Consider the following 24,452-nt stretch of genomic DNA (forward strand, 5'->3'; position numbering starts at 1 on the left):
CGCGTGACAGTGAGGTATGTGAATGTCTCTCGGAAGGGTTTCCGCCATCTGCGCGCCGGACCCCGCTCCGAGCGCTGGCGGCGGGTGGTTCAGGAGGCCGGGGGGAGGGCGTAGCCGACGTAACCGCGATATTCCAGGCGCCAACCCGTCGGCACCAGCTTGAGGCAGGCGGCGCGCGGGCCGGTGCAGACGATCGCGTCGACCGAGGCCGGAGCGGCGGGCGGCCGGTCGGGCAGCACCGACTGCAACGCCACCAGCTCCGGCGACCGGCCGTCGGCGTCGCGCAGCAGCAGCCACCAGGGGTACTCCCAGTTGTCGTTCTGCTGCGCCAGGCCGATCCGGCGGGCATCGCTGGCCCGTACCGCCTCGGCCGCCCAGCGGAACTCCTCCGCCCACTGCGGGCGGCGCAGGAAGCGGGTGTCCCACTCCGCGGTGGTGAAGACCGATCCGGCGCCGACCAGCCGGCGCGGGAAGCCGTACGACAGGGCCAGCACGCCGGAGAGCGCGGCGGTGGCCAGCACCGCCACCGCGAGCCCGGCCGCCACCGGGCGCCGACCCGGGGCGGGCCGGCGCCGGAACAGCGCGTCCAGCCAGAGACCGGCCAGCGGTACGGCCAGCACCAGCGCGTAGAGCAGCAGGCGGTTGCCCCACGGCTGCCACTTGATCATCGCGGTGTGCAGCCCGACGGCCACCACCATCGTCACCGCGTAGGCCCGCAGCGGCCCCGGGCCCCCGGGGCTGATCCGGGCCGGGCGGGCCAGCGCGAACACCGCCCCGAGCAGCGCCAGTGACCCGGCGAGGGGAAACGCCACCCGGTCCTCGTCCGGATACCAGGCCGGCACCGGGAAGACCTCCCGGCCGAACGTGATCGCCCGGTCCTGCGGGTCGACACCGACCGCCCGGGAACCGTCCATGATCGCTTCGGCGGTGCCGGCGCGCAGCGGCGCCAGCGGCGTGTCGAACGCGGTGTGCCCGATCCGCAGCGCGTTGACCAGGATGGACAACGGGTCGTGCCGTTCCATCGGGATGGACTCACGTAGCCGGGGCGGGCCGAGCGGGTGGCCGAACTCGGCGGTCACCCGGGCCAGGAACGGACCCACCACCAGCGCCGCGACCAGCAGCACCAGCAGTGAGCCGGCCACCGTGCGGAGCACCCCACCCGCCGGTCGGGGGGACCGCCGGACACCGGGTACGCGGTCGTCGTCGGCAGGTCCGCCGTCGGTCGGGGTCGGCCGGAACGCCAGCCGGAGCTGCGCGACGCCCCAGAGCACCAGCATTGGTCCGACCGCGATCAGCCCGCTGGTCTTGGTCAGCGCGGTGAGCCCGGTGGCCGCGCCGAGCGCCAGCACGGCGCCGAGGCCGGCGCGGTGGCGCAGCCCGCCCAGGGCCAGGGTGGCGGCGCAGCCCGCCCAGGCGGCGGCCACCAGGTCGGTCTGGGTGCTGGTCGCCTGGAGCGCCACCATCGGCGTGGTGGCGACCAGGAACGCGGTGAGCAGCTGGGCCCGCCGCCCGCCGCCGAGCTGGGCGGTGATCCGGGTGGCCACCAGCAGGCAGCCGATCCCCGCGGCCCATTGCACCAGGTTGTGCAGCGCGTCCCCGCCGGTGAACAGGCGCAGGTGCAGGAGCAGGTACTCCGCGCCGGGCGGGATGGTCACCTGGCGGTGGATGGCGGTCGGCCAGAACTCCAGGCTGTGCTGGGCGACCCAGTGCTCCACCTTGGGCAGGTGGTAGGTCTGCGAGTCGAAGTTGTTGGGCTCGGCGAGGAGCGCCACGAGCAGCTCCACCAGCACCACCCCGAGCACGGTGCCGGCGAGCAGCCGCTCGCCCCGGCCCGCCGTACGCCGGAAGTCGGCCAGCCGGGCGGTCCATCCGGCCAGCGCCGACGCGACGCCGCCGCGCGCGGAGGCCGGGACCGCCGCCCCGGCGGCGTCGGAGTCCGGCAGGGACGCCGGGACCGGGCCGGTGTGGCCGGGCGGGTCGGTGGTGGACGCCCCCGCGCCCACCAGCGCCTCCCGGCGCGCGGTGGGGACGGCGGCGCTCCGGTGGACGGCCGCCCGGCCGCGTCCCAGCCGGGCGCCGGCCGCGACGGCGACCAGGAAGAGCAGCCACGCCGCGGCGAGCGCCGGAAGGGTCAGCGCGCGCGCCGCCCCGAGCACCTCCACGGCCAGTACGGCGAAGACGCCGGTGGTCAGCGCGGCCCGGACCACGGCCAACCGCAGCGGCGCGATCCGGTCGCGGCGCGGACGGAGAACCCGGGTGAGTACGACGAGCGCGGCGACCGGCGCCGCCACGAGCATCCAGCCGGCTGCCGACATGGGCGGAAGTAAACACCATGTTCCTGACGCCCGGGTGCCCGCCGGGGGTCGTGGCGGACTCCGCGCTGCTCAGCAGCCAGGCTAGGCTAGGGGCGACTTGCTGTCGCCACCGTGGAGATTCCCGTGAAGCTCTCGATCCTCATGCCGGTCTACAACGAGGAAGAACGCATCGCGGATGCCCTCAAGCAGGCATTGGCTGTCGACTATCCGTGCGAGATCGAGCTGGTCGTGGTCGACGACGGCAGCCGGGACGGCACCGGGGAGATCCTCGGGCGCGCGGACGACGCCCGGCTGCGGGTGATCACCCACCAGCGCAACGCCGGCAAGGGCGCCGCGATCAAGACGGCGGTCGACAGTGCCGACGGCGAGTACATGGTCATCCTCGACGCCGACCTGGAGTACGACCCGCAGGACATCCCGCGCCTGCTCGACCCGGTGCTCGACGGCCGGGCCACGGTGGTCTACGGCAACCGGACCTTCGGCAGCCACAGCGCCTACAGCTTCTGGTACGTGATGGGCAACAAGGGCGTCACGATGGCGGCGAACGTGCTGTTCAACTCCTACATCGGCGACCTGGAGACCTGCTTCAAGCTGATGCCGGTCGCGCTCTACCGCTCCCTCGACATCCGCTCCCGGGGCTTCGGCATGGAGGCCGAGGTCACCGGCAAGCTGCTGCGCCAGCGGATCCGCCCGTACGAGGTGCCGATCAGCTACCGGGCGCGCGGCCGCGAGGAGGGCAAGAAGATCACCTGGAAGGACGGCGTCGAGGCGCTCTGGATCCTCGGCCGGGAGCGCACCCGCCGCCGCCCCCTGGGCTCGACCCGGCGCTGACGGCGGTGGCGGCCGGGGTGGTCGCCCGGCTAGCCTGAAAGTTGAAGTTCACTTCAACTCAAGGTGACCGTGATGCACGAGGCCCTCACCATCGGGCAACTCTCCGCCCGCAGCGGCGTGGCCCAGTCGGCGCTGCGCTACTACGAACGGCTCGGTCTCATCCGCGCCGAGCGCACCGGCGGCAACCAGCGCCGCTACGCCCGCACCGAGCTGCGCCGGGTGGCCTTCATCCGGATCTCCCAGCAGGTCGGCATCTCGCTCGACGAGATCCGCGAGGCGCTGGACTCGCTGCCTGCCTCGCGTACCCCCACCCCGGACGACTGGGCCGCCGTCTCCCGCACCTGGCGGGAGCGGCTGGACGAGAAGATCCGGCTGCTCGGCAAGCTCCGCGACGACCTGGACGGCTGCATCGGCTGCGGCTGCCTCTCGTTGCAGCGCTGCCACCTCAACAACCCGGGCGACTCGCTCTCCGGCGAGGGGCCCGGTGCCCGGCTGGTGCTGCCCCGGCCCGCCGAGTCGGACGGCCACGTCACGGCGTCGTGAGCAGCACCTTGCCCAGGTGGTCGCTCGACTCGACCAGCCGGTGCGCCTCGGCCGCCGCCGTCATCGGCACCCGCCGGTCCACCACCGGCCGGATCGCGCCCGACTCCACCAGCGGCCAGACCTGCTCCCGGACGCCCCGCACGATCGACGCCTTGTCCTCCAGCGGACGGGACCGCAGCGCGGTGGCCGCCACCGTGGCCCGTTTGGCCAGCAGCTCGCCCAGGTCCAGCTCGCCCTTGCGCCCGCCCTGCATGCCGATCACCACCAGCCGACCGCCGTCGGCCAGCGCCGCCACGTTCCGGCCCAGGTAGGAGGCGCCCATGATGTCGAGGATGACGTCCGCGCCCCGGCCGTCGGTGACCCGGCGGACCTCCTCGACGAAGTCCTGCTCGCGGTAGTCGACGGTGTGCGCCGCGCCCAGCTCGCGCAGCCGCTCGTGCTTGGCCGCTCGGGCCGTCGCCACCACCGTCGCGCCGAGCGCCGCCCCGAACTGGATGGCGAAGGTGCCGATCCCGCTGCCGCCGCCGTGCACCAGCAGCGTCTCGCCGGCGGCCAGCCCGGCCTGCCGGGTGACATTCGACCAGACCGTGCAGGCCACCTCCGGCAGCGCCGCGGCGTCGACCAGGTCCACGCCGGCCGGCACCGGCAGCAGCTGCCCGGCGGGCGCGGCCACCCGCTCGGCGTACCCGCCGCCCGCGAGCAGCGCGCAGACCTGCTGGCCGACCTCCCACCCGGTCACGTCGGGGCCGATCGCGGCGATCACCCCCGAGCACTCCAGACCGGGGTACGCGGGCGCGCCCGGCGGCGGCGGGTAGTGCCCCTGTCGTTGCAGCAGGTCGGCCCGGTTCACCGCGCTGGCCCGCACGTCGACGAGCACCTCGCCCGGGCCGGGCTCGGGGTCGGGCACCTCGGCCCAGACGAGTGCCTCGGGTCCACCGGGTTTCGGGATCGTGATCGCGCGCATGGCCCAGTCTTACCCGATCCGCCCTTTCGACCACGCCGGGGCGCGGATTTCGTCCACCGTGCGTGCCACCGGGCCACAGTGGACGCCTGAGTGGGGCCTGGCCTGGTGTCCGGGGTGACCCACGCCGAGCCGGCGCGGTGGCCGGGTCGGGGAGGTCTGCTCGCCCGCGGCACGCCCGTGGCAGACTAGGCAGCGGTCGCGCACCTGCGGGTGGCGGTCCGGGAGGGTTCGCCTAGTGGCCGATGGCGCTGGTCTTGAAAACCGGTAAGGCAGCGATGTCTTCGTGGGTTCGAATCCCACACCCTCCGCAGCAGAAGCAGTCCCTGACCAGCGCGAACGAATGCGGTCAGGTGCGTGTCTCTGAACGGCGAGACCTCATCCTGGCCGCTTGTGCACGAGGCGTAGACCTTCAACAGCACGTCCCCGCTCTGCTCGCGCACTGGGCGACCGCGTGCGGGCCTGACCGGACCTGCCTGATTCAGCAAGATTGGCGCCATGCGCTACCTGATCCCTCACCCCGACGCAGTGGCCGACCTTGGCGAGCTGGACGTCGCGCTGTACGACGGCAACCGACCCACGCCGGAGAACCTCGACGATGTCGAGTTCTATGCGCTCCCGTACGGCGTCATCGATCCGCGCTTCTGCGAGCCGATGGCGCGGATGCCCCGGCTCAAAGTGGTGCAGACCGTGACCGCCGGCTACGACCATGTCCTGCCGTACCTGCGGCCCGGCTTGACGCTGGCCAACGGCCGGGGCGTGCACGACACGGCCACCGCCGAGCTGGCCGTGGCGCTCACCCTTGCCGCCCGGCGCCGGCTGCCGGAATTCGTCCGGGCGGGGGCCGAGGGCCGTTGGGCCCCGGGTTGGTCGACCGGGCTGGCTGACGCCCGGGTGCTGATCGTCGGGTACGGCTCGATCGGGGCCGCGATCGAGCGCCGGCTCGCCGGGTTCGAGGTGGAGATCAGCCGGGTGGCACGGAGCGCCCGCCCCGGCGTACGCCCGGTCTCCGAAGTTCTGGAGATGCTGCCGCAGGCGGATGTCGTCATCCTGGCCACGCCGCTGACCCCGGAGACCGAGGGTCTGGTGAACAAGGATTTCCTCGGCAGGATGGCCGACGGCGCCCTGCTGGTGAACGTCTCGCGCGGGCGGGTGGTGGACACCGAGGCGCTGCTCGCCGAGCTGAGCACGAGCCGGCTGCACGCTGCCCTGGACGTCACCGAACCCGAGCCGCTCCCCGCCGACCACCCGCTGTGGTCCGCACCGAACGTCGTGATCAGCCCGCACGTCGGCGGCCTCACCGCGGCGTTGGCGCCCCGGGCTCGCCGGCTGCTGGTCGACCAGGTGCGGCGGTACGCGGCGGGCGAGCCGCTCGCGAACGTCGTCGTCGGGCCCTAGCTTTCGGGTCCCACCGGGGGCGGACGCAGGTTCCCGGAGCTGCCGCGCGAGCGCTGGCGGGTACATCTCGTCGAGCGGCGACCCGCCTGTGTGGCGCTTTCGGTTCGTTCGAACCCGATCGCGGGGTAAGAAGGGCGCAGTACATCATGCGCACCGGAAGGACCCCCGATGACCCTGGAACGACCGATCGCCCCGGACCCGTACGAGCTGCTGCCGACCGTTCCGTCGTTCAACCTGACCAGTGACGACGTGCACAACGGCGAGCCGATGGACGCGCGGTACGCGCACGGCGGCGAGAACGTCTCCCCGCACCTGGCCTGGTCGGACTTCCCGGCCGAAACGAAGAGCTTCGTGGTGACCTGCTTCGACCCGGACGCCCCCACCGGGAGCGGCTTCTGGCACTGGGTGCTGGTCGACCTGCCGTCGTCGGTGACCGAGCTGCCGACCGGGGTGCGGGAGGCCGACCTCGGCGGCGCGTTCAGCGTCCGCAACGACTACGGCGACACCGGGTACGGCGGTGCCGCCCCGCCCCCCGGCGACCGCCCGCACCGCTACGTCTTCGCCGTGCACGCCCTGGACGTGGAGCGCCTCGGCGTCGACCGGAGCGCCACCCCGGCCTACGTCGGCTTCAACCTCGCCTCCCACACCCTGGCCCGGGCGGTCATCCGCCCGACGTACCAGATCAAGGAGTGACGCCGCTCCGTGCGGAAGCAGACCGGGCCCCCGCCGTCGGCGGGGGCCCGGTCTCGTCGGCGTGGGTCAGGCGGGAACCCGGGCCACCGCGAAGACGGACTGGCCGAACGGGGGACGGATCCGCTGCTCGGCGGCCTTGGTGGCGGGGAGCACCAGGGTGTCGTAGACCTTGACCATGGGGCCCTCCTTCGGCATCAGCCGGAAGACCTTGGTCGCCATGAAGTAGCCGATGAGGCCCAGCGCGTTGGCGTAGTGCATGGTCTCGACGTGCAGGCCGGCCTCGGTCATCGCCGCGCCCAGCGTCTTCTTCGTGTAACGGCGGACGTGTCCGGTGGCGATGTCCGCCGGGCTCATCGCGAACTGGAAGGCCGGCACGATGATGATCACCTTGCCGCCCGGGCGGACCAGGTCGCGCATGCTGCGCAGCGCCCCCACGTGGTCCTCGATGTGCTCCAGCACGTTGTAGGAGACCGCCGCGCTGTAGTCGCCGCGCTCCGGGTGCGGCAGCAGCATCTGGCGTACCTCGATGCCGGGCTGGTCGGCGAGGCGCTCCTTGAGCGACACCAGCCGGTCCGGATCGGCCTCGGTCGCGGTGAACCGGGGGACGTGCGCCGACCACTCCAGCGCGTAGTCGCCGAGCCCGCTGCCGATCTCGATGGGGTTGTCACCGAGGTGGGGCACCGCCAGTTCGACGAACCATCTGCGATGGTTGACCGCGGTCGCCAGGCCCTCCAGTACCTCGGACTGGACGCGCTGATCCCCAGTGATTTCTGCCATGCGTCGATTCCTCACGATATGACTCGACCTGCGCCTGACCGACAGAGTGAACCATCCGCTTCAGCGGCGGAGGAATCGGGGCACCGTGGTGGCCGAAATGCGGTCGGGGGTGGGCACGTGATCGGCGGTCGGCGAACCCGGCACATAGTACGCCAGTCCCCCGAAACATGTCACGTCAGCTCGATGCCGTGACTACGCTCGAATTGTCATGACTACTCCCGAACCGGTCCCCGCGGGCGCGCGCCCCAGGGCCGGGGACGCCGAGCCCGGCGAACCACTTCGGGAGGGGCGGTGGCGGGACGCCGCCGCCGTGCTCAGCTACGTCCTGCTGGCCTGCTGGGTGACCGCGCGCCTCTGGTCGCGCCCAGGCGCCGCGCTCCGGGACAACCGGACCGACCAGTGGCAGTTCGAGTGGATGATGGCGCACGGCGCGCGCGTGGTGACCGAATTTGCCTATCCATTCGCCTCGAACCGGATGAACGTGCCGGACGGCGTGAACCTGATGGCCAACACGTCCGTATTATCCATTTCATTACCAATGACGCCCGTCACCGTCCTGTTCGGCCCGCACTGGTCCTTCCTGATCTTCCTCACCGCCGGACTGGCCGCTACCGGGACCGCCTGGTACTTCTTCCTCTCCCGGGTGGTCACCCGCTCCCGGGGACCGGCCTGGCTGGGCGCGGCGTTCTGCGCGTTCGCCCCGGCGATGGTGTCGCACGCCAACGGGCACCCGAACATCGTGTCGCAGTTCGTCGTACCGCTGATCGCCTGGCGCACCCTGCGGCTGGCCGAGCCGGGCCGCTGGCTCCGCAACGGCGTGCTGCTCGGCCTGCTCATCGTCTGGCAGGCCTTCATCAACCTGGAAATCCTGCTGATGACCGCGATCGGCCTCGCCGTGGTGGTCGGCGCGCTGGCCCTGCGCCGGCCCTCCCGGCGCCGGGACGCCAGGCCGTTCCTCGCCGGGCTGGGTGTCGCCGCCCTGCTCTCCGGCGCGCTGCTGGCGTACCCGCTTCACGTGCAGCTCTTCGGGCCCGGCTCCTACCACGGGCTCTCCCGGCTGATCCGGGGCTACCGCACCGACCTGGCCGCCTTCGTCGGGTACTCCCGGGAGTCGCTCGCCGGCGACGCCCGGTCCGCCGCCCCGCTGGCGAAGAACGCCACCGAGGAGAACGCCTTCTTCGGGTGGCCGCTGGTCGTACTCGTGGTCGCTCTGGTCTGGTGGCTGCGGCGCAGCGCGGTGGTGCTCGGCCTGGCCGCCCTCGGCCTGCTCTTCGCGGTGCTCTCCCTCGGCCGGGAGGTGCAGCTCAACGGCCGGGAGACCGGAGTGCCCGCGCCCTGGGCGGTGCTGGAGGGCCTGCCGCTGCTGCACTCGGTGGTGCCCACCCGCTGGTCCCTGGCGCTCGGCCCGATCATCGGGGTGTTCCTCGCCCTCAGTGCCGAGCAGGCCCGGCGGCTGGCGGTGCGCCACCCGGCCGCCCGGTCCCAGATCCGGTTCGTCGGGGTCACCGTCCTGCTGATGGCCCTGCTGCCACTGCTGCCCACCCCGCTGCCCACCACCCGCCCCGACCCCGTCCCGGCCTTCGTCACCTCCGGCGCCTGGCGCCCGTACGTCGCCGGTGGGCGCAGTGTCGTCACCCTGCCGCTGCCGGACAACACCTACCCCGACCCGCTGCGCTGGAGCGCCCGGACCCGACTGGAGATGCCGCTGGCCCGCGGCTACTTCCTCTATCCGGACACCCGGCCGCGGGCGCCGGAGCCGGAGGTCGCGCTCTTCGGCGCCCCGTTCCGCCGGACCAGCACCCTCCTCGGCCGGATCGCCCGGACGGGCGCCGTCCCGCCGATCACTCCGCAGGACCGGGCCGCAGCCGTGGACGACCTGCGGTACTGGCGGGCCGGCGTGGTGGTCCTCGGGCCGCACCGCCACGCCGGGGCGCTGGGCACGGCGATGACCGAGCTGACCGGGATCCGGCCGACGTGGGCCGGCGGGGTGTGGGTCTGGGACGTCCGGCCGCTGACGGACTGAGGCCGGACCGGCCTCAGGAGGAGCGGACGCAGCAGCCCTGGCAGATCTTCGGCCGGGGCAGCGTGAAGGCCAGGCAGCAGGTGCGGCGCTGGACGGTCGGCTCGCCCGCCGCGTTCGGCACGATCTCGACCAGGTCGGCCAGGTCGAGGGCGTCGAGCAGGGTGGCGATGCTGCGCACCGAGGAGCCGGGCAGCACGTCCGTCGCGCGCAGGATGCCGTGCGCGATGCCGGAGGCCACCGAGCCGAGCAGCGTACGGGCGCCGACCCGGACCTCCGCCTGGATGGCGGCGATCATCGGAGCGAGATGCGCGTCCAGCAGCGAGGCGCGCAGCACCCGGAGCAGCTCCGCCTCGTCGGCGACCACCCGCACCTCGGGCAGGCCGGAGAGCGCCAGCGGGTCGCCGGGGAGGACCGCGACGGCGGTCGAGCGGCGCAGCCCCATGGTGAGCAACTGGTGGCGGTCCTCGAAGTGGATCAGGACGTCGGCGGGGTCGAGCAGCGGCACCCGGCGGGCGGACGCCCAGCCGAGCACCACCGGCAGCGCCGTCCAGTAGCTGTAGGACTTCCAGGCCAGCGCGGCGCAGGCGTGCGGGGTGCCGCCCCAGCGCCGAGCCGCCGCGCGCAGGAAGTCGGGGAGCCGGGTGCCGTCGACGAGCGTGGTCGCCGGGCTCCAGCCGGTCTCGTCGGTGACCACCAGGCCCGGCGCGAGGCCGGGCAGGTCGAGGGTGCCGAACATGGCCCGCAGGGTGTCGGTGACGGGGGCGAGCGGAAGGGCGAGGTCCCGCCTCGGCATCACCGCTGTCACCTGGTCATCCCCTTGTCCGAAGTACCGTCCGTTGAGCTAAGGCTAGCCTAACCACAGTCGTCGGCCCCAGGGAACCCTCGCCAGGGACGGATCGGGGAGGCCCGGATCACGCCGCCGACGGCGACGGAGCGGCCCTGGCTCCGCGTACTACCCGGCCGATGGGAGCGGAAACGCGGGCGTGTCAAGCCATATGTCGGCTTAGCGCCAGTTCAGCTGCGGCCGGACCGGTGGAACATGAAGACTTGTCGTCCCGGCCCTGAGGAAGCTGATGACGACCTCCCCCCTGGAGCGGGCCGCCGAGTCCTTCGCGGCGGAGCTCGCCCGGCACCGGACGGGGCGCGGGCTCTCCAAGAAGCAACTCGCCACCATGATGGGCTTCGACCCGTCGTACGTCAGCCACGTCGAAGGGTGCCGGCACCGGCCCACCGAGGACTTCGCCCGCCGCGCCGAGGCCGTCCTCGACGCCGACGGCGCGATCTGGCAGCGCTTCCGGGAGTACGACCAACTGCGCCAGGCCCGCGCCGCGCCGGCCCCCCGGGAACCCGCACCCACCGGCCGGTGGCTGCCACCCGGCACCGGCCTGCTCGTCGAACGGGAGACGGCCACCCTCACCCTCACCGACCACGGCTACCGCTGCGTGATCCGCCGGCAGCTGCACAACGCCGGCGCCGAACCCGTCACCCGCTACCTGGTCCGGGTGGCCGTCGACCGTTGGCCCGACGACCCGGGACGCTCCAACCGGCACCACCGGGAACACCCGCTCACCTTCGCCGAACTCGGCCTGCGGGTGTTCCGCGACGACGGCCGCAGCCGGGAACCGATGCACTGGCGGGTCCGGCACGACCGGGACGCGTACAAGGAGATCTGGCTGCTCTTCGAGAACGCCGACGGCCCCTTCCCGCTGCACCCCGGCGAGCGGGCCGAGATCGAGTACGCGTACCGGGTCGGCCGGGAGAAGTGGGGCCCCTGGTTCCAGCGGGCCGTCCGGCTGCCCACCCGCCACCTCGCCGTGCGGCTGGACCTGCCGGCCGCGCTCGACCCCCGGGTCTGGGGCGTCGAGACCTCCCTCTCCGCCGACGAGGGCCCCCTGCGCACCCCCGTCCGCCGGCACGACCGGGGCGACCGGGCGGTCTTCGACTGGGCGATCGACGACCCGCCGCTGAACACCCGCTACCGCCTCCAGTGGCGGTTCCGGGGCGAACCGGCCGAGGCGGAACGCAGCACGCCGACCGGGCGGGCCACCGACCGGCTGCACGCCCTCGGCCTGCTGCCCCGCGACGCCGACCAGCCCCGCCGCCCGGCCCGCCCCCTCGACCTGCCCACCGACGAGCCGCGGGCCCGGGAGGTGGCGGAGAGGTTGACCGCCGTGCTGGCCCGGGTCGACGAGCTGCACCCGTTCAGCGCCGGCCTGGGGCTCGCCGCGCCGCAGCTCGGAGTCGACGCCGCGGTGGCGGTGATCCGCCCCGCCGACCGCGCCGCCGAGCCGGTCGTGCTGCTCAACCCCCGGGTGGTCGACGCCAGCCCGGACACCGACGAGCAGTACGAGGGCTGCCTCTCCTTCGCCGACCATCGGGGCCTGGTGCCCCGGCCGCTGCGGATCGACGTCGAACACGCCCGCTTCGACGGCAGCCGGATCATCACCTCGTACTCGTACGGGATGGCCCGGCTGGTCGCGCACGAGATCGACCACCTGGAGGGGCGGCTCTGGACCGACCGGATGGCACCCGGCGTGCCGCTGGTCCCCGTCGAGGAGTACCCCACCGTCTGAACCGCCGACGGCGACGAACAAAGGGGGTGACCGGGTCGCGTGCCCCAGGGGGCGGGGGCACGCGACCCGGTCACGGGGGGAGGAAAGTCGCTACAGGTTGCCGAAGGTGTCGTACCGGATCCGGGGGGCCGGGACCTCGTCCTCGGCCAACGCCCGCAGGGTCGCCCGGACCATCGGCGCCGAACCGGAGACGTAACAGTCGTGCGTCGTCCACGGCCCGTACCGGGTGATCACCTCGGAGATGTCCCCGTGCTCGCCGTCGAAGTCCGGGTCGTCGCTGCACGCCGCGGTCACCGACAGCCAGGGGTGCGCGGCTACCAACTCCTCCAGACCGGCCAGGCCGTACAGGTCGTCGCGGTGCCGGGCACCGTAGAAGACATGCACCCAGCGGGTCCGGTTCCAGCCGGTCAGCTCCTCCACCAGCGCCTTGACCGGCGCCAGACCCACCCCGCCGGCGACGCAGAGGATGTCCCGGGTCGACTCCCGGTCCAGCGTCATCGACCCCATCGGCGCGGCGATCCGGAGCAGGTCGCCCGGCTTCGTCCGCCGCACCAGCGCGCCGGAGAGCCAACCCGCCCCGGCCGGCGTACGGACGTGGAACTCCAGCACGTTGTCGTCGTTCGGGGCGTTCGCCACCGAGTACGTCCGCCAGACCCGGGGCAGGTGCCGGGGCGCCTCAACGCTGACGTACTGCCCGGCCCGCCACGTGAGCGGATGCTGGAGAGCCCGCACGGTCAGCACCGCGGTGTCCGCGCCGTACCGCTCGTGGGTGAGCACCTCGGCGTGCCAGAACGGCGGGTCGTCGTCCGCCGCCGCCCCGGCCTGCATCTTCTCGATGATCGCCGCGTACGCCTCCCGCCAGGCCTGGTCGTACTCCAGGTTCCAGCCGTCGCCGGCGGTGCTGCGCAGCGCGTCCAGCAGCGCGACGCCCATCGTCTCGTAGTGCGTGGTGTCCGCGTGGTACTTGCGGTGGTCCCGGCCCAACGCGCGCAGGTACTCGTCGAAGCTCTCCGGGTCGTCCACCACCTGGATGGCGGTGACGATGGCCTCCAGGAGGCGGTCGCGCTGGGCGGACATCTCCACCGGGAAGAGCTGACGCAGGGCGGGGTCGAGGAGGAACAACCGGGCGTAGAAGTGACCGATCAGCCGGTCCCGGTCCTCCTCGACCAGGGTCCAGCTCTCCTTCAACAGTCGCGCGATGTCGTCCACGGGGCGCTTCTCCTCCTGACGGCGGATCGGGCCCGCATAGAATGTCCACGGAGCGTGTGCACCGGTCGCACACAATGTGCGATCGCCTCACCTGGCCGGCCGACCGGTGCCGTCGGCCCCCGCCGTCGGGCAGAGTGGTGCGGTGACCGTTGAGGAGCTCACCCGCCCGGTGTCCCGCCGGGTCCTCGGCGCCGAGACCGTGCTGGTCCTCGGCCTGTCGCTCGGCAAGTCGGCCGTCTATGCGATGGTGTCCATCGTCGCCGCGCTGAGCGCCGCCGGGCCGCTCTCCGCGCAGACCGCCGCCCTGAACCGGTCCGCCTCGCCCCGGCCCTGGCTGGACCTCACGTACCAGCTGCTCGGCATCGCCTTCGCGCTGCTGCCGGTGCTGCTCGCCGTACACCTGCTGGCGCGGGACCCCGGCGACCCGGCGCGGACGCTCGGGGTCGACCTCTCGCGGCCCGGCCCCGACCTGGCCCGGGGCGCCGGCCTGGCCGCGCTGATCGGCCTGCCCGGCCTGGTCCTGTTCTGGGCCGCGGCGCAGCTCGGCGTCAACGCCACCCTGGTCCCCGCCGCCCTCCCCGATCTTTGGTGGGCGGTGCCGGTGCTCATCCTCGCCGCCGTGCAGAACGCGGTGCTGGAAGAGGTGATCGTGGTCGGCTACCTGGTCACCCGGCTGCGCCAGCTCCAGTGGCGGCTCGGCGCGATCGTCGCGGCGAGCGCGCTGCTGCGCGGCTCCTACCACCTCTACCAGGGCTTCGGCGCGTTCCTCGGCAACGCCGTGATGGGGGTCGTGTTCAGCCTCTTCTACCTGCGCACCCGGCGGGTGATGCCGCTGATCGTCGCGCACACCCTGCTCGACGTGGTCGCCTTCGTCGGATACGCGCTGCTGCCGGAGAAGTGGTTCACCTGGCTCTGACCACCGGCCCGCTCACCCGGTCCTGATCGGGCGGTAGGCGGCCACCGCCCGGGCGGCCAACCGCTCCGCCGCCGCCGCGTCACCGGCCGCCGCCGCCAACGCCGCCGCCCCCGGCAGCAGCCGGGACGCCAGCCGCAGCGCCGCCCAGCCACCGGCCTGCACGGCCAGCGGCGCCGCCAACCGCCAGGCGGCCTCCGCCGCGCGCGCCCACGGCCGCTCCCCCGGACCGTCCGCCGCCCGCGCCGCCGCCAACGCGGACCGGGCGCTCTCCTCGTCCGGGTGCACCTGGGTCAGCACCAGCAGCTCCACCGCCCGCTCCGGGTCCAGCGGGTCCCGCCCGTACGCGGCGGCCACGTGCAGCACCAGGCCGGCCTGCGTCCACAGCACCGCCGCCAGCTCCGCCACCGGCGCGAAGAGTCCGGCCAGCGCCGCGGCCGCGCCACCGACGCCGGCCCCGCGCACGAAGCGCCGGGTCGCCAGCCGCGCCAGGCCGTCCGGACCCGCTTCCGGGTACGTCCCGCGCAACCGCTGGGCCCAGTCGCGGGCCCCCGGCCCGATCCCCTCGACGGCCGCCATCGCCAACAGCTCCGGCGCGAACCCGGGGTGGTTCAGCAGCCGTACCCGCAGCGCGGCCAGCCCCGGTGCCGCGCTGCGGACGGGCAGTGGGTCCGGTCCGTTCGCGGCGGGAGGCGGCGGCTCCACCGGAGGCGTGGTTGGCGCAATGGCCTGCTTGGCCGGGGCGGCCTTTCGCCGCGCCGCCTTCTTCGGTGGTGCGGCCCGCGGCGGCGTGATCTCCGGCCGGATCATCTCCTGCGGCCCGGCGTCGGGGTCGGTGTGCTGCCGGGCGGCGGTCCGCTTCGCCGGGGTGGCCTTCCGCCTCGCCGGCGCGGTCGCGCTGGCGCCGGCCCGTTCCGGGCCCTCGGCGTCCGCCCTGCTCGGCCCCGCCGGTGCCGGCTCCGCCGTGGCCGGCGCCTGTGGTTCGGATGCGTCAGCTGGGGCGGAAGTGACACCGGTGAGCGTGGCCGGGGCGTTGGAGCCCGTCGCCGGGGTCGGCCCGGCCGCTGCCGCGTCGGTGTGCGGCGGATCACCGGCCGGTGCCGACGGTGCCTTCTTCGGGGTGGCGGCCTTCTTCGGCGTCGCCTTCCTGGCGGCCGGAGCGGGCTGGTCCGTTCCGGCCGCCCGCCCCGATCCCGGCGTGCCGGTCCGGGTGGCCCGGCCGGTGGTCTCCCGCGTCGCCGGCGTCTCCTTCGCGGTCCTGGTCTGTGCGGGCGTTCCCTGCGCGGTCGTCGCCTCCGCCGTCCTTCTCTGCGTGGTCGTTTCCGGCGCGGTCGGTCCCGTTCCGATCGGTCCGCCGGTCTGACCGCTTCCGGTCGGTCCGCTGCCGGTCTGACCGCTTCCGCTCGGTCCTGTGTCGGTCTGACCGGTGGCGGCGGGGTCGTCGGAGGAGGGGCCGGAGATGTCGTCGTCGGGGGCCGGCTGGCGGGGCAGTGGGGGGTCGGCGGCCGGTGGCTGGAACAGCACCGTGGGAGCGGCCTTCGACCGCGTCTTCCTCGGCGGCGACGGCTTCTCCTCCGCAGCGGGTGGGGAGGCCTTCGCCGGGGTGGGCGGCGGAGTGAAGGTGGCCTTCGGGGAGCGGCTACGCGCCTGCCCGCGGGGATCGCGGCGGGGCGGATCGCTCGGCGGCTGCTCCTGCATGTCGATGGAGCGTAGTCGCGAACGTGACATCGCACACGGTGGAAACACGTCGGCCCGGGGACCGGTTCTCGGCGTCCGAGGTAGCCGCTTTGCCCCGGGTGGGGGCGGACCTGTATCCTCGTCCGCGGTGGTCCGCAGGATCACCGGGGAGACTTCGCCTAGTCTGGTCTATGGCGCCGCACTGCTAATGCGGTTGGGGTCTTAAAGCCCCTCCCGGGTTCGAATCCCGGAGTCTCCGCGCGAAAGTTGGTTGTGTAGACTGGCTGAGCACGAGCGCCCGTAGCTCAATGGATAGAGCATCTGACTACGGATCAGAAGGTTAGGGGTTCGAGTCCCTTCGGGCGCACACAGTTGAACAGGTGAAACGCACAGGGCCGGTCGCTTGCGACCGGCCCTGACAGCAACCGGTGACAGCAACGTCATTCCGGAGTGCCTTCATCGAGAAGGCCGCCCAGCTGATCCAGCGCCGCCCGCTTGTCATCCAGGCTCACATGACCGTAAACCGTCATGGTCATCTCCAACGTGCTGTGCCCCACGATGTCCATCACCGTCCGCGGGGGCACTCCCAGGGCCAGCAGCACCGAGACGCAGCCGTGCCGCAGGTCATGCAGCCGGATCGCCGGCAGCCCGGCCGCCTCGCACTCAGCCTGAACCAGTCGGGTGCAGTTGCGCGGATCCAGCGGCGTGCCGATCGGCGTGGTGAAGACATAGCCCAGGCTCGGCCACTTCGCCCCGAGCGCCAGGCGTTCCGCCTCCTGGCCCCGCTGATGATCCCGCAGCGCCCGCACGACCATCCCCGGCAGCGGCACCGCCCGGGCCGACCGCTGCGTCTTCGTCGGGAAAATCGCCAACTGCCCCTCGACGCGGTGCAAGCTGCGCCGAACCCGCAGGACGCCCGCCTCCAGGTCCACGTCATCCCACCGCAGGCCCAGCACTTCACTGCGCCGAAGACCGAGCACCGCGAAAACCACGAACAGCGCGTGCAGGCGGTGACCCCGCGTCGAGTTCAGCAGCGTCCGCACCTGCTGAACCGTCAACGGCTCCCGCTCCTGCTTGACCGGCCGAGGTGCCCGAACCAGCTTCGCCACGTTGCGCGGGATGATCTCCTCCCGCATGGCGTCTTCCAGCGCCGCCCGCAGCACCGCGTGTGCCAACTGCGCCGTCCGTTCCCCCACTCCGTCACCCGCGAGCGCAGCGAGGAACTGCCGAACGTCGCGGGCGCCCAGCTGGCCCAGACGCTTCCGCCCAAGCTTTGGTACGAGGTGCTTGGCGATCAGGTCCCGGTACGACCGGGCGGTGTTCGGACGGACCCGAGGGGCCGCCACCTGCTCCATCCACTCTTCCAGGTACCGGGCCACCGTCAGGCCGGCAGGAGCCAGGGGCGCGCCCGCCTGGACCTGCTTGCGCATCTCGACAAGCTTCGTCTCGACCTCCTCCGGCGAGCGGCCGTAAACGTAGCGACGCGACTCCCCGCCGCCAGGCTTGGGCACGAAGTACGCCGCCGTCCACCGGCCGTCCTTGCGAAGGTAGATCGAGCCCTCACCGTTACCCCGCTTGGACCGCCGTGGCTTCCGTTCCGCCGGCGGCTGCTCCCCGGCGCTGTCTGACCGTGGCATCAGTCGTCCTCCCCGGCTTCCAGCCGCGCCACGTATTCGCGCAGAGCAGTTGCCGAGATCCGGCGCGAGCCGCCGGCCTTGACCGACCGGAGCTGCCCGGAGCGGATCAGATCGAAGACCTTGGACCGCCCGATGTTCAGCACCCGAGCAACCTGCTCCGGCCGAAGTAACAGCGGCGGCAGGTCATCCGCCGGCAGCTCCCACAGCCTCGCCGGCACCGGCCGGACGTCGGAGACAGTCACCGTCGTTCCTCCTTGTCGTCAGCGTCGAGCAGAGTTGCCGAAACATCGGGTGGTGCCTGGTTGCGTCTGGCGGCGTCGAGTTGGGCGCGCCATTGGATGCGTTCGGAGATGGCGCGCAGGACCCGGTGGCCGAGGGGCGCAACGTCGGGGTCAGTGGGTTTGGCGAGTTCCCAGGCGTGGCGTTGTTCGCCGCCGGGCGGGGCGGTGTCGGCGTCGGTGGTGACGCCGAGGAGTGCGTTGACCCAGTCGCGGCGGTCGGCCCGGTGGTCGGTGAGGGTTTTGCCGGACCACTGCCGGGAGATGAGGACGCGTCGGCCGCCGATGCCGAGGGTGTCCCGCTTGTGGACCTTGTTCTTGCAGTTGCCGGGCCGCAGACCGGGTCGGGCTTTTTTGGGTTGGATGCCGTGGAGCAGCCAGTTGGCGCACCGCTCCGAGCAAGGCGTGTGCCGCAGTTCCTGCCAGAGCCGTTCGAGGTGCGCGCGTTGCCGGCCGGTGGTCACGTCGTGGCAGTCGGCGGCCTGTTTGGTGAGGTACTTGGTGATGTAGCCGACGCAGCGGTCGGCGTCCTTGGTGCCGGCGAGCACGCCCTTGGCGTCGACCTGGACGCCGAAGCGGACGACGTGCACGGGTTGGGCGTCGGGGTCGGCGTCGAGCAGGTCCAGGGCGTCATCCCACGACGGCAGCAGCTCACCCGAGTCCGGGTCGATGTAGCCGGCGGCGTCGGCGTCCCACTGCGGCACCCTCCCCGGTTCGTAGACCCGTTGATCGACCGAGGGCCACCACACTTGGTGGTAGGTGGCGGCGGCGACCTGCCGTACGAGGGCGCGGGGGATGGTGCCGCGGATGGCGAAGTGCGCGTGCGGAGCTAGCCGGCGTTGCGGTTCGACCGCGCCCGCGTACTGGACGTTCCAGCCGACCGCCCGGCGCAGGTTCTGCCAGAACCGATCGAGGAGCCGGGGGAAGTGCACCGCATCCCAGGCGGCGCGCCGGTAGTCGTAGCTGTCCGGGTCGACCGGCGTCCCATCGGAGTGCACCCGGCCATAGGAGCCGAGGGTGAGGGTTAGGAACATCGACGGCCGGAACACCTGCCCCCCGTGACCCTCGAAGGTCCGGCCAACAGTGCGGTTCTCGACCGGGAGGCGGGGCAGGTCGGGGGCGTCCTGCCGGCGCCTGGTGGAGCGGACCCGGCGCTTGCCGTCGCCGTCGTCCTGATCGTCGGTGGCGTGCGGTGGAGCCGGGCGACCGCGGAGCCCTTCGATGGTGATCTGGGCTTCCAGTTCCGCGATGGCGTCATCCAGGTCCGCGACCTGATCCCATTGCGAGGTGCGGGCGGCTTCGTCGCGGGCGAATTCCAGGTGCGCGCGGGCGACGATCAGGCCGCGTTGCGCGTCGGTGGCCGGGTGCGGGCCGGGGTCGGGTTCGTCGTCGCGGTGCCAGCCCTCGCGGATCTGCTGCTGGCGTAGCCGGCGGGCGCGGGTGGCGCAGGCCGGGCACTTGGCCTCCTGAGTGGCCCCGCAGGGCATGTCGATGACCTCGGTCTGCCCGCTGTCGAGGTCCGTGCGGCGCAGCGAGACGGGGCGGGTGCAGACGCCGTAGTCGGCGGCCAGGTCCTTGACCACGTCGACGGAGCGGGGCATCAACATGCGGGCGGCCCGCGAGCCCGGCCGCGGCTCCACCGGGGTGGCGGGGGCGAGGCCGGGCAGCGTCGGGGTGAGGCTCATCGGCTCACCCCCAGCGACGGAGTCAGGTCACGGACCCGGAGGGCGGGGCGGGGGTCGGCACTGGCGTGGTCGTCGCGTAGCGGGTCGAAAGCCACCACCCCGGCGCGGGTGGTCTTGGCCCGGTACATCGCGGCGTCGGCGGCGGCCAGGGCGGCGGCCAGGTCCCCGGAGGCGGGGGCGAGACCGATGCTGGCGGTCACCGACACCGTCACGCCGGAGGGCAACCGAACGGGTGCGGCGATCGCGGCGGCCAGCTGGCGGGCGGCGGTGTGCGGGTCGAGGTCGAGGAGCAGTGCGGCGAACTCGTCCCCGCCGAGCCGAGCGGCGATGCCGTGGACGGTGGCGAGCCGGGCGGCGACAGCGGTGAGCACCACGTCTCCGGCGGCGTGGCCGTGGGTGTCGTTGACGGGCTTGAAGCCGTCGAGGTCGACCACCGCGACCCACGGCCGGGTGGGGGCGAGTTGTTCCCAGCCGGCGGTGAGGCCGGCGCGGTTGGCGAGGCCGGTCAGTGGGTCGCGGACGGCGGCGCGTTGCAGGGCGGCCAGTTCGTAGCGGGCGACGTAGAGGCAGTAGCGGTCCCAGCAGATCAGCACCAGGGTGCCGACGAGGAGGAGGCCGGAGAGCAGGGCGTTGGTCATCGGGTCACCTCTCCGATCAGCGGGGTGCCGTTGCGGCGGGTGAACGCGGCCGGCGACACCGGGGCGACCGGGCCGGGGCGGGTCGGCTCGACGGGGACCGGTCGGGTCGGTTCGACGGGGACCGGTCGGGTCGGCTCGACGTCGACCAGGGTGACGGGCTCAGGCACGGCCGGGGCGGCGACGGGGGCGGGAGCCGGCGGGGCGGGTTGCTCGACGGGGCGGGCCGGCGCGGGGTCGGTGGCGGGGGTCGGGGTGGGGGCGGTGGTGAGTACGAGCTTGGACAGGCCGATGAACGCCAGCGCGGGCACGGCGGACAGCAGCCACCCGGACAGGCCCGGCTTGGCCACGGCGAGCTGCGCGGCCAGGGAGAGCGCAACAGCGGCGACGAGCAGGAACATCGGGTAGCCGATCGGCCCGCCGGCCCGCTTGCGGCGGCGAATAGTCAGCAGCGCGGCGACGGGGACAAGTTCGGAGATGACGGCGTTGGCCCAGCCGAACCACTCGCCGGTGCCGGCCGGGCTGTTGTCGAGGGTCCAGTCCTTGACGTGGGTGAACGACGCGGCACCCGCGAAGCCGGCCACTAGGAGCAGGATGACGACGAGGACCAGGCCCTCGGCGCGGTCGGCGCGGGTGTTGGTGGGGTGGGGTTTCATGCGGCACCGTCCAGGATCTCGCCGTCGATGACGCGCAGCCGGCCGTAGGTCTGGGCCATGTCGCGGATCTCGTCATCGGTCAGGTAGGAGAAGCGGACCCGCATCGGGGTCGGGTCACCGTCGATGACGACGAAGCCGACGCCGGGCAGGGATTGCGGGATGCGGTCGCACAGCGCGCCTCGGTCGCGCATTCCTTCACCGAGCACGAGGTCGACTTGAGCGGCTTCGGCCAGTCGGAGGCCGATGCGGGTGGGGAACAGGTCGCGGAACGGCAGGACTTCCTTGCGAGGGTCTTGGATCGCGGCGACCACGTGCACGCCGACCGCCCGGCCTTGGCTGAGCAGGATGGACAGGGCGGCCTTGATGCGGTCCTTGAGTTGCCGGTCGGTGAGGTAGGCGGTGAGGTTTGCCAGTTCATCGATCACCAGGACGATCAGCGGCTCGTCCGGGGTTGGGGTGTGCTGGCGGGTGCGGCCGTAGAGCTTGCCGGCGCGGTCCTTGGCGACGGCGGCGGCTTCCTCGATCAGCTCGCACATCGCGGCGTAGTCCTTGCGGGCGAAGCGGGTGAACATCGGCGCACCCATCCCCAACTCCATGCCGCCCTTCGGGTCCAGGCCCCAGATCTGCACTAGCCCGGAGGTGACCCCAGCGGCGAGGGACCGGACCACGGACCAGATGACCGAGCCCTTCCCCGAACCCGTCGCCCCGACCACGAGAACCTGAGTGCCGAACAGCCGTAGCTCGTAGCCGTCGCCGTCTTCCTGCCGCCCGACTGGCAGGGCGGTGAACTCCGGAACGGCCGGTACCGGCAGGGGGCGGACCAGCTTGGCGAGGGGGTCACCGCGGAACAGGTGCAGCACCACCAGCTCGGGGCGCGGACCCGGTGCGGCCTTGACCTGCCGGACCCCGAAGGTGTGGGCGAGGCGTTCGGCCACCTTGGCGAAGTCGTCGGGGATCTGGCCGGTGACCATCCGCACCGTGACCACATCCACCCCGGCCGCGCAGCGAACCTTCCGCAGGACGGGAAGTACCGTGTGGGAGTCGAAGGACACGGCGAGCTTGGCGGTGACCATCGCGGCGTGCCAGTTGCGGCGGTAGACCATCCGCCGGTAGCGGGACAGGACCGGCCACCACCCGAACCGCAGCCACGACGGCCGATGACCGAACGCCCACCCGGTCGAGCCGGCGGCGACGGCGCCCACCACGACAGCGGGGCCGGTCCAGCCGTACCGCAGGTAGAGCCAGGCGAAGAACACGGCCGGGGCGGTGACGTACCAGAAGCGGACCAGGACCACGGCTAGGCGGCCGAGCGCCTTGAGCGTCCACCAGGACAGCGCCAGCCACATCGGGATACGCACGAACGGCGTACGCACATTGATCGGAGCGCCCTCAATCCGGTCACCCCGGATCACGTTCACCAGCGGCACGACTCAGCCCTCCCCAACCGTCGCTGAGGCGGTGAACAGGGAGCCCTGCCCCGGCGTGCCGGGACGACGGCGGACGATCCGACGACGCAGGGCCGGCCGGGCAGGGGCGAGGGCGGTCAGGTCGACCGGCCCGGACTCCGGAGCGGGGACGTGGCGGGTCATGGTCGGCAACCACCGGCCCCGGCCGAGGACCGCGCGCAGGTCGACGCGGTCGGCCACGTGCGGGGCGATCAGGTCCGGGTCGAGATGGCGCAGCTTCACCACCGTCCGGGCCAAAGCTGCGGCGGCGGCAGAGATCTCCACCAGGGCGGCGACGCGGACGGCGTCGGCCGGAATGGTGGTGTAGACCTCGCGGGCGGCCCGGATACCGGGGCCGGCGAGACGCATGACGGTGCGGCGGTGCGTGCGGCGGGCGGGGCCGGGGCGCGGGTTCCCGGCGATGCGGGCAGCGTCAGCTAGCGTGGGCATCAGCCCAATTCCTTCCAAGAGGTTGCGGGTGAGGCGCGGGGCGGGAGTCGTCTTGGCGGAGGAAGCCCGCCCCGCGCGTCCAGATCTGGTCAGGCCGCCTGCTTCACGGCGGCGGCTTCGGTCATCGCCCCGGCGCGGATCGACCACGCCTGACGCGCCCGGCACTTCCCCGAGCCCTTGCACCGCTGGCTGTCGACGTACGGAGTGAGGGTCACGTCGGTGAAGGTGACCGCCGGCGGATAGCCGGGGATCTTCGACGCCGGCGGCACCGGCTGCACCGGGGCGGCGATCTTCACCTTGACCTCCTTGGTGCCGCCGAACTTCCCGGCCTCCGGGTCCAGGTCCAAGACCTTGACCACCCACAGCCGCTCACCGGTGTCCTTGTCACGCGCCTGGTCATCGCCCTGGCCGCGCTTGTCGAAGTCCGTCACCGGCTCCACACCAAGGCACAGCGCGCCCTGCGGGAAGACGTAGTCGAACGGAACCGGAACCTTGATCGTGTTCGGGACCATGCCCTTGCCTCCTGGTAAGTCCGCCGGTTCTCCAGCGTTAGACGTGACGCCTAGGTTACCTAGTTCAATTAGTAACCACAATGGACGCGGCCAAGATCCTTGGATCTGCTATCTCGTTCAGGCGAGCTAGGAAGGCTAGGTTTGGAGTCGTGGGTCTGGACATGGATAACCGGCGACCGCCGTACCAGCAGGTTGCCGATGCTCTTCGCGCAGCAATCCGGGATGGCGTGTACTCAGCAGGGGACCGGTTGCCCACCGTCGCCGAGTTGGCCGAGCAGTACGGCGTAGCCAAGATGACCGTGCAGCGGGCGCTCACGGATCTGCGCGGCGAAGACCTCATCGTCTCGTGGCAGGGGCGTGGCACGTTCGTCCGCAGCCGCAGCGGTGAGTCCGAGGCCGCGTCCGGGACGGTCCACGACGAGATCATGAAGCGTCTCGACTCGATGCACGACGAGCTTGCGCGACTGGACGAGCGGCTGCGTCGTCTTGAGGGCCGGCCGACGAGGTAGCGTCCAGCGCGTCTACTCGTTGCGCCAGGTTCGCGAGACGTGCCGCCAAGATGTCGAGTCGGGCAAGAATGCCGTTGGCTTCCTCCGGAGTAAGGGTCCGCTTCATGCTTCCAGGCTCCCGAGGACATGCCGCAACGTCGATACTTTGGGTGTCGCCCAACATCAACTGAGGCGAGTAGGCGACAGCAGGGGAGGCCATCCGTGGCAGCTGCACCCAGCGCCGAACAGCCGTCATTCGGCGCTCAACTACGGCGCATGCGGGCCGAGCGCGCCTGGTCGCTGCGCGATCTCGCGGAGCGCATCACCTACAACCGCGGCTACATCGGCAAGGTCGAGCAGGGCGAGAAGTTCCCGGACCGACAGTTCGCAGAGCGAGCCGACCAGGCTTTCGGCACGCGCGGCGCCCTCATCGCAGCTTGGGAGGATGAGGCCAACCAGCGGCACGACGCCGAGCGGATGGGCAGGCTGCTGACGGCCTCCGTCAAGGACTCACTCCGGCTGCTCACCGCCGCCGAGGAGCGCCACGACCTAGCCCAGATCAGCGACGGCGTGGAGGGATTGGCGATCGCCTACCTCGGAGTGCCACCCGGCCCGATGCTGCAAGACGCCGTCGAGCTGCGTGGCGAGATCCTGCAACGGCTGCGCGACCGCCACTACGCCCCACACGAACTCAAAGATCTCTACCTCCTGCTGGGCAGGCTGCAAGGCGTCCTGGCATACGCCGCCCTCGAC

24 protein-coding genes and 3 tRNA genes are annotated in these 24,452 nt (G+C 72.6%); 13 read left to right on the forward strand and 14 right to left on the reverse strand.

The features are described 5' to 3' along the window. Positions 1-89: 89 nt before the first annotated feature. On the reverse strand, positions 90-2,315 hold the full coding sequence (locus V6U79_RS21670) for a hypothetical protein (RefSeq protein ID WP_334615612.1): 2,226 nt from the start codon (positions 2,313-2,315) through the stop codon (positions 90-92). A gap of 123 nt (positions 2,316-2,438) precedes the next feature. Here V6U79_RS21670 and V6U79_RS21675 point away from each other — a divergent pair, with 123 nt between their 5' ends. Together V6U79_RS21675 and soxR are read left to right on the forward strand one after the other, a co-directional pair. Then, positions 2,439-3,146 (forward strand): glycosyltransferase family 2 protein, encoded by a 708-nt coding sequence (locus tag V6U79_RS21675; protein ID WP_334533214.1) that lies wholly within the window; start codon positions 2,439-2,441, stop codon positions 3,144-3,146. A 72-nt stretch (positions 3,147-3,218) separates the two neighbouring features. Continuing rightward, positions 3,219-3,689 carry a redox-sensitive transcriptional activator SoxR gene (gene soxR / locus V6U79_RS21680; RefSeq protein ID WP_334533211.1) on the forward strand — a complete coding sequence of 157 codons (471 nt, stop codon included), beginning with the start codon at positions 3,219-3,221 and terminating at the stop codon, positions 3,687-3,689. On the opposite strand, the gene V6U79_RS21685 is transcribed toward soxR, so the two are convergent. Continuing rightward, positions 3,676-4,653: an NAD(P)H-quinone oxidoreductase gene (locus V6U79_RS21685; RefSeq protein WP_334615613.1), complete on the reverse strand. Its 978-nt coding sequence runs from the start codon at positions 4,651-4,653 to the stop codon at positions 3,676-3,678. The two genes, soxR and V6U79_RS21685, sit on opposite strands and share 14 nt — an antisense overlap. 221 nt (positions 4,654-4,874) lie before the next feature. Between V6U79_RS21685 and V6U79_RS21690 the strand changes: the two genes are divergently transcribed. From V6U79_RS21690 to V6U79_RS21700, 3 genes are all read left to right on the forward strand, one after another. Continuing rightward, positions 4,875-4,961 (forward strand) — tRNA-Ser (locus V6U79_RS21690). 187 nt (positions 4,962-5,148) lie between these two features. After that, positions 5,149-6,048: a 2-hydroxyacid dehydrogenase gene (locus tag V6U79_RS21695; RefSeq protein ID WP_334533205.1), complete on the forward strand. Its 900-nt coding sequence runs from the start codon at positions 5,149-5,151 to the stop codon at positions 6,046-6,048. A 168-nt stretch (positions 6,049-6,216) separates the two neighbouring features. Continuing rightward, positions 6,217-6,741 carry a YbhB/YbcL family Raf kinase inhibitor-like protein gene (locus tag V6U79_RS21700; RefSeq protein ID WP_334615614.1) on the forward strand — a complete coding sequence of 175 codons (525 nt, stop codon included), beginning with the start codon at positions 6,217-6,219 and terminating at the stop codon, positions 6,739-6,741. A gap of 66 nt (positions 6,742-6,807) precedes the next feature. Here the strand turns inward: V6U79_RS21700 and V6U79_RS21705 are convergent, their stop codons facing one another. Continuing rightward, complete coding sequence (locus tag V6U79_RS21705; RefSeq protein ID WP_334533199.1) at positions 6,808-7,518, reverse strand: class I SAM-dependent methyltransferase; 711 nt, start codon at positions 7,516-7,518, stop codon at positions 6,808-6,810. Positions 7,519-7,726: 208 nt separating this feature from the next. Here V6U79_RS21705 and V6U79_RS21710 point away from each other — a divergent pair, with 208 nt between their 5' ends. Beyond that, positions 7,727-9,541 (forward strand): DUF6311 domain-containing protein, encoded by a 1,815-nt coding sequence (locus V6U79_RS21710; protein WP_334615615.1) that lies wholly within the window; start codon positions 7,727-7,729, stop codon positions 9,539-9,541. 13 nt (positions 9,542-9,554) lie between these two features. Here V6U79_RS21710 and V6U79_RS21715 read toward each other — a convergent pair whose 3' ends face one another. Beyond that, positions 9,555-10,334, reverse strand: a complete 780-nt coding sequence (locus V6U79_RS21715; RefSeq protein WP_334533193.1) for an IucA/IucC family C-terminal-domain containing protein — start codon at positions 10,332-10,334, stop codon at positions 9,555-9,557. Between the two features lie 280 nt (positions 10,335-10,614). Between V6U79_RS21715 and V6U79_RS21720 the strand changes: the two genes are divergently transcribed. Further along, complete coding sequence (locus tag V6U79_RS21720; protein ID WP_334615616.1) at positions 10,615-12,114, forward strand: peptide deformylase; 1,500 nt, start codon at positions 10,615-10,617, stop codon at positions 12,112-12,114. Between the two features lie 90 nt (positions 12,115-12,204). Here the strand turns inward: V6U79_RS21720 and V6U79_RS21725 are convergent, their stop codons facing one another. Next, a complete protein-coding gene (locus V6U79_RS21725) occupies positions 12,205-13,323 on the reverse strand; it encodes a globin domain-containing protein (RefSeq protein WP_334533187.1) in 1,119 nt (372 codons plus the stop codon). 142 nt (positions 13,324-13,465) lie between these two features. On the opposite strand from V6U79_RS21725, the gene V6U79_RS21730 reads away from it, so the two are divergent. Then, entirely contained in the window at positions 13,466-14,239 is a 774-nt protein-coding gene (locus tag V6U79_RS21730; protein ID WP_334533184.1) for a CPBP family intramembrane glutamic endopeptidase, read from the forward strand. Positions 14,240-14,251: 12 nt separating this feature from the next. Here V6U79_RS21730 and V6U79_RS21735 read toward each other — a convergent pair whose 3' ends face one another. Next, complete coding sequence (locus V6U79_RS21735) at positions 14,252-14,941, reverse strand: hypothetical protein (protein ID WP_334615617.1); 690 nt, start codon at positions 14,939-14,941, stop codon at positions 14,252-14,254. 19 nt (positions 14,942-14,960) lie between these two features. On the opposite strand from V6U79_RS21735, the gene V6U79_RS21740 reads away from it, so the two are divergent. The 3 genes from V6U79_RS21740 (at position 14,961) to V6U79_RS21750 (ending at position 16,280) form a co-directional block, all read left to right on the forward strand. Continuing rightward, complete coding sequence (locus V6U79_RS21740; protein ID WP_334615618.1) at positions 14,961-15,599, forward strand: hypothetical protein; 639 nt, start codon at positions 14,961-14,963, stop codon at positions 15,597-15,599. Positions 15,600-16,081: 482 nt separating this feature from the next. Beyond that, positions 16,082-16,172: transfer RNA gene (locus V6U79_RS21745), tRNA-Ser, on the forward strand. Between the two features lie 35 nt (positions 16,173-16,207). After that, a tRNA-Arg gene (locus tag V6U79_RS21750) sits at positions 16,208-16,280 on the forward strand. Between the two features lie 73 nt (positions 16,281-16,353). Here the strand turns inward: V6U79_RS21750 and V6U79_RS21755 are convergent. From V6U79_RS21755 to V6U79_RS21790, 8 genes are all read right to left on the reverse strand, one after another. Beyond that, positions 16,354-17,550, reverse strand: a complete 1,197-nt coding sequence (locus V6U79_RS21755; RefSeq protein WP_334615619.1) for a tyrosine-type recombinase/integrase — start codon at positions 17,548-17,550, stop codon at positions 16,354-16,356. Continuing rightward, a complete protein-coding gene (locus tag V6U79_RS21760) occupies positions 17,550-17,792 on the reverse strand; it encodes a helix-turn-helix domain-containing protein (protein ID WP_334615620.1) in 243 nt (80 codons plus the stop codon). Before V6U79_RS21760 ends, V6U79_RS21755 begins: the two co-directional genes overlap by 1 nt. After that, a complete protein-coding gene (locus tag V6U79_RS21765) occupies positions 17,789-19,513 on the reverse strand; it encodes a replication initiator (RefSeq protein WP_334615621.1) in 1,725 nt (574 codons plus the stop codon). Before V6U79_RS21765 ends, V6U79_RS21760 begins: the two co-directional genes overlap by 4 nt. Beyond that, positions 19,510-20,151, reverse strand: a complete 642-nt coding sequence (locus tag V6U79_RS21770) for a GGDEF domain-containing protein (RefSeq protein ID WP_334615622.1) — start codon at positions 20,149-20,151, stop codon at positions 19,510-19,512. The genes V6U79_RS21765 and V6U79_RS21770 overlap by 4 nt, the downstream gene beginning before the upstream one ends. Continuing rightward, the gene (locus V6U79_RS21775; protein ID WP_334615623.1) at positions 20,148-20,804 is read right to left on the reverse strand and encodes a DUF2637 domain-containing protein; all 657 of its coding nucleotides are present in this window, start codon (positions 20,802-20,804) and stop codon (positions 20,148-20,150) included. The genes V6U79_RS21770 and V6U79_RS21775 overlap by 4 nt, the downstream gene beginning before the upstream one ends. Beyond that, positions 20,801-22,162, reverse strand: a complete 1,362-nt coding sequence (locus tag V6U79_RS21780; protein WP_334615624.1) for an FtsK/SpoIIIE domain-containing protein — start codon at positions 22,160-22,162, stop codon at positions 20,801-20,803. The genes V6U79_RS21775 and V6U79_RS21780 overlap by 4 nt, the downstream gene beginning before the upstream one ends. 72 nt (positions 22,163-22,234) lie before the next feature. Next, a complete protein-coding gene (locus tag V6U79_RS21785; protein ID WP_334615625.1) occupies positions 22,235-22,699 on the reverse strand; it encodes a hypothetical protein in 465 nt (154 codons plus the stop codon). 89 nt (positions 22,700-22,788) lie between these two features. Beyond that, on the reverse strand, positions 22,789-23,211 hold the full coding sequence (locus tag V6U79_RS21790) for a hypothetical protein (RefSeq protein ID WP_334615626.1): 423 nt from the start codon (positions 23,209-23,211) through the stop codon (positions 22,789-22,791). Positions 23,212-23,360: 149 nt separating this feature from the next. Here V6U79_RS21790 and V6U79_RS21795 point away from each other — a divergent pair, with 149 nt between their 5' ends. After that, positions 23,361-23,720, forward strand: coding sequence for a GntR family transcriptional regulator (locus tag V6U79_RS21795; RefSeq protein ID WP_334615627.1), 360 nt, complete (start codon positions 23,361-23,363; stop codon positions 23,718-23,720). A gap of 201 nt (positions 23,721-23,921) precedes the next feature. Continuing rightward, on the forward strand, positions 23,922-24,452 hold a 531-nt coding region (locus V6U79_RS21800), incomplete at its 3' end, for a helix-turn-helix domain-containing protein (protein ID WP_334615628.1).

Origin of the sequence: Micromonospora psammae (genome assembly GCF_036902725.1) — a bacterium.
GTDB lineage: Bacteria > Actinomycetota > Actinomycetes > Mycobacteriales > Micromonosporaceae > Micromonospora.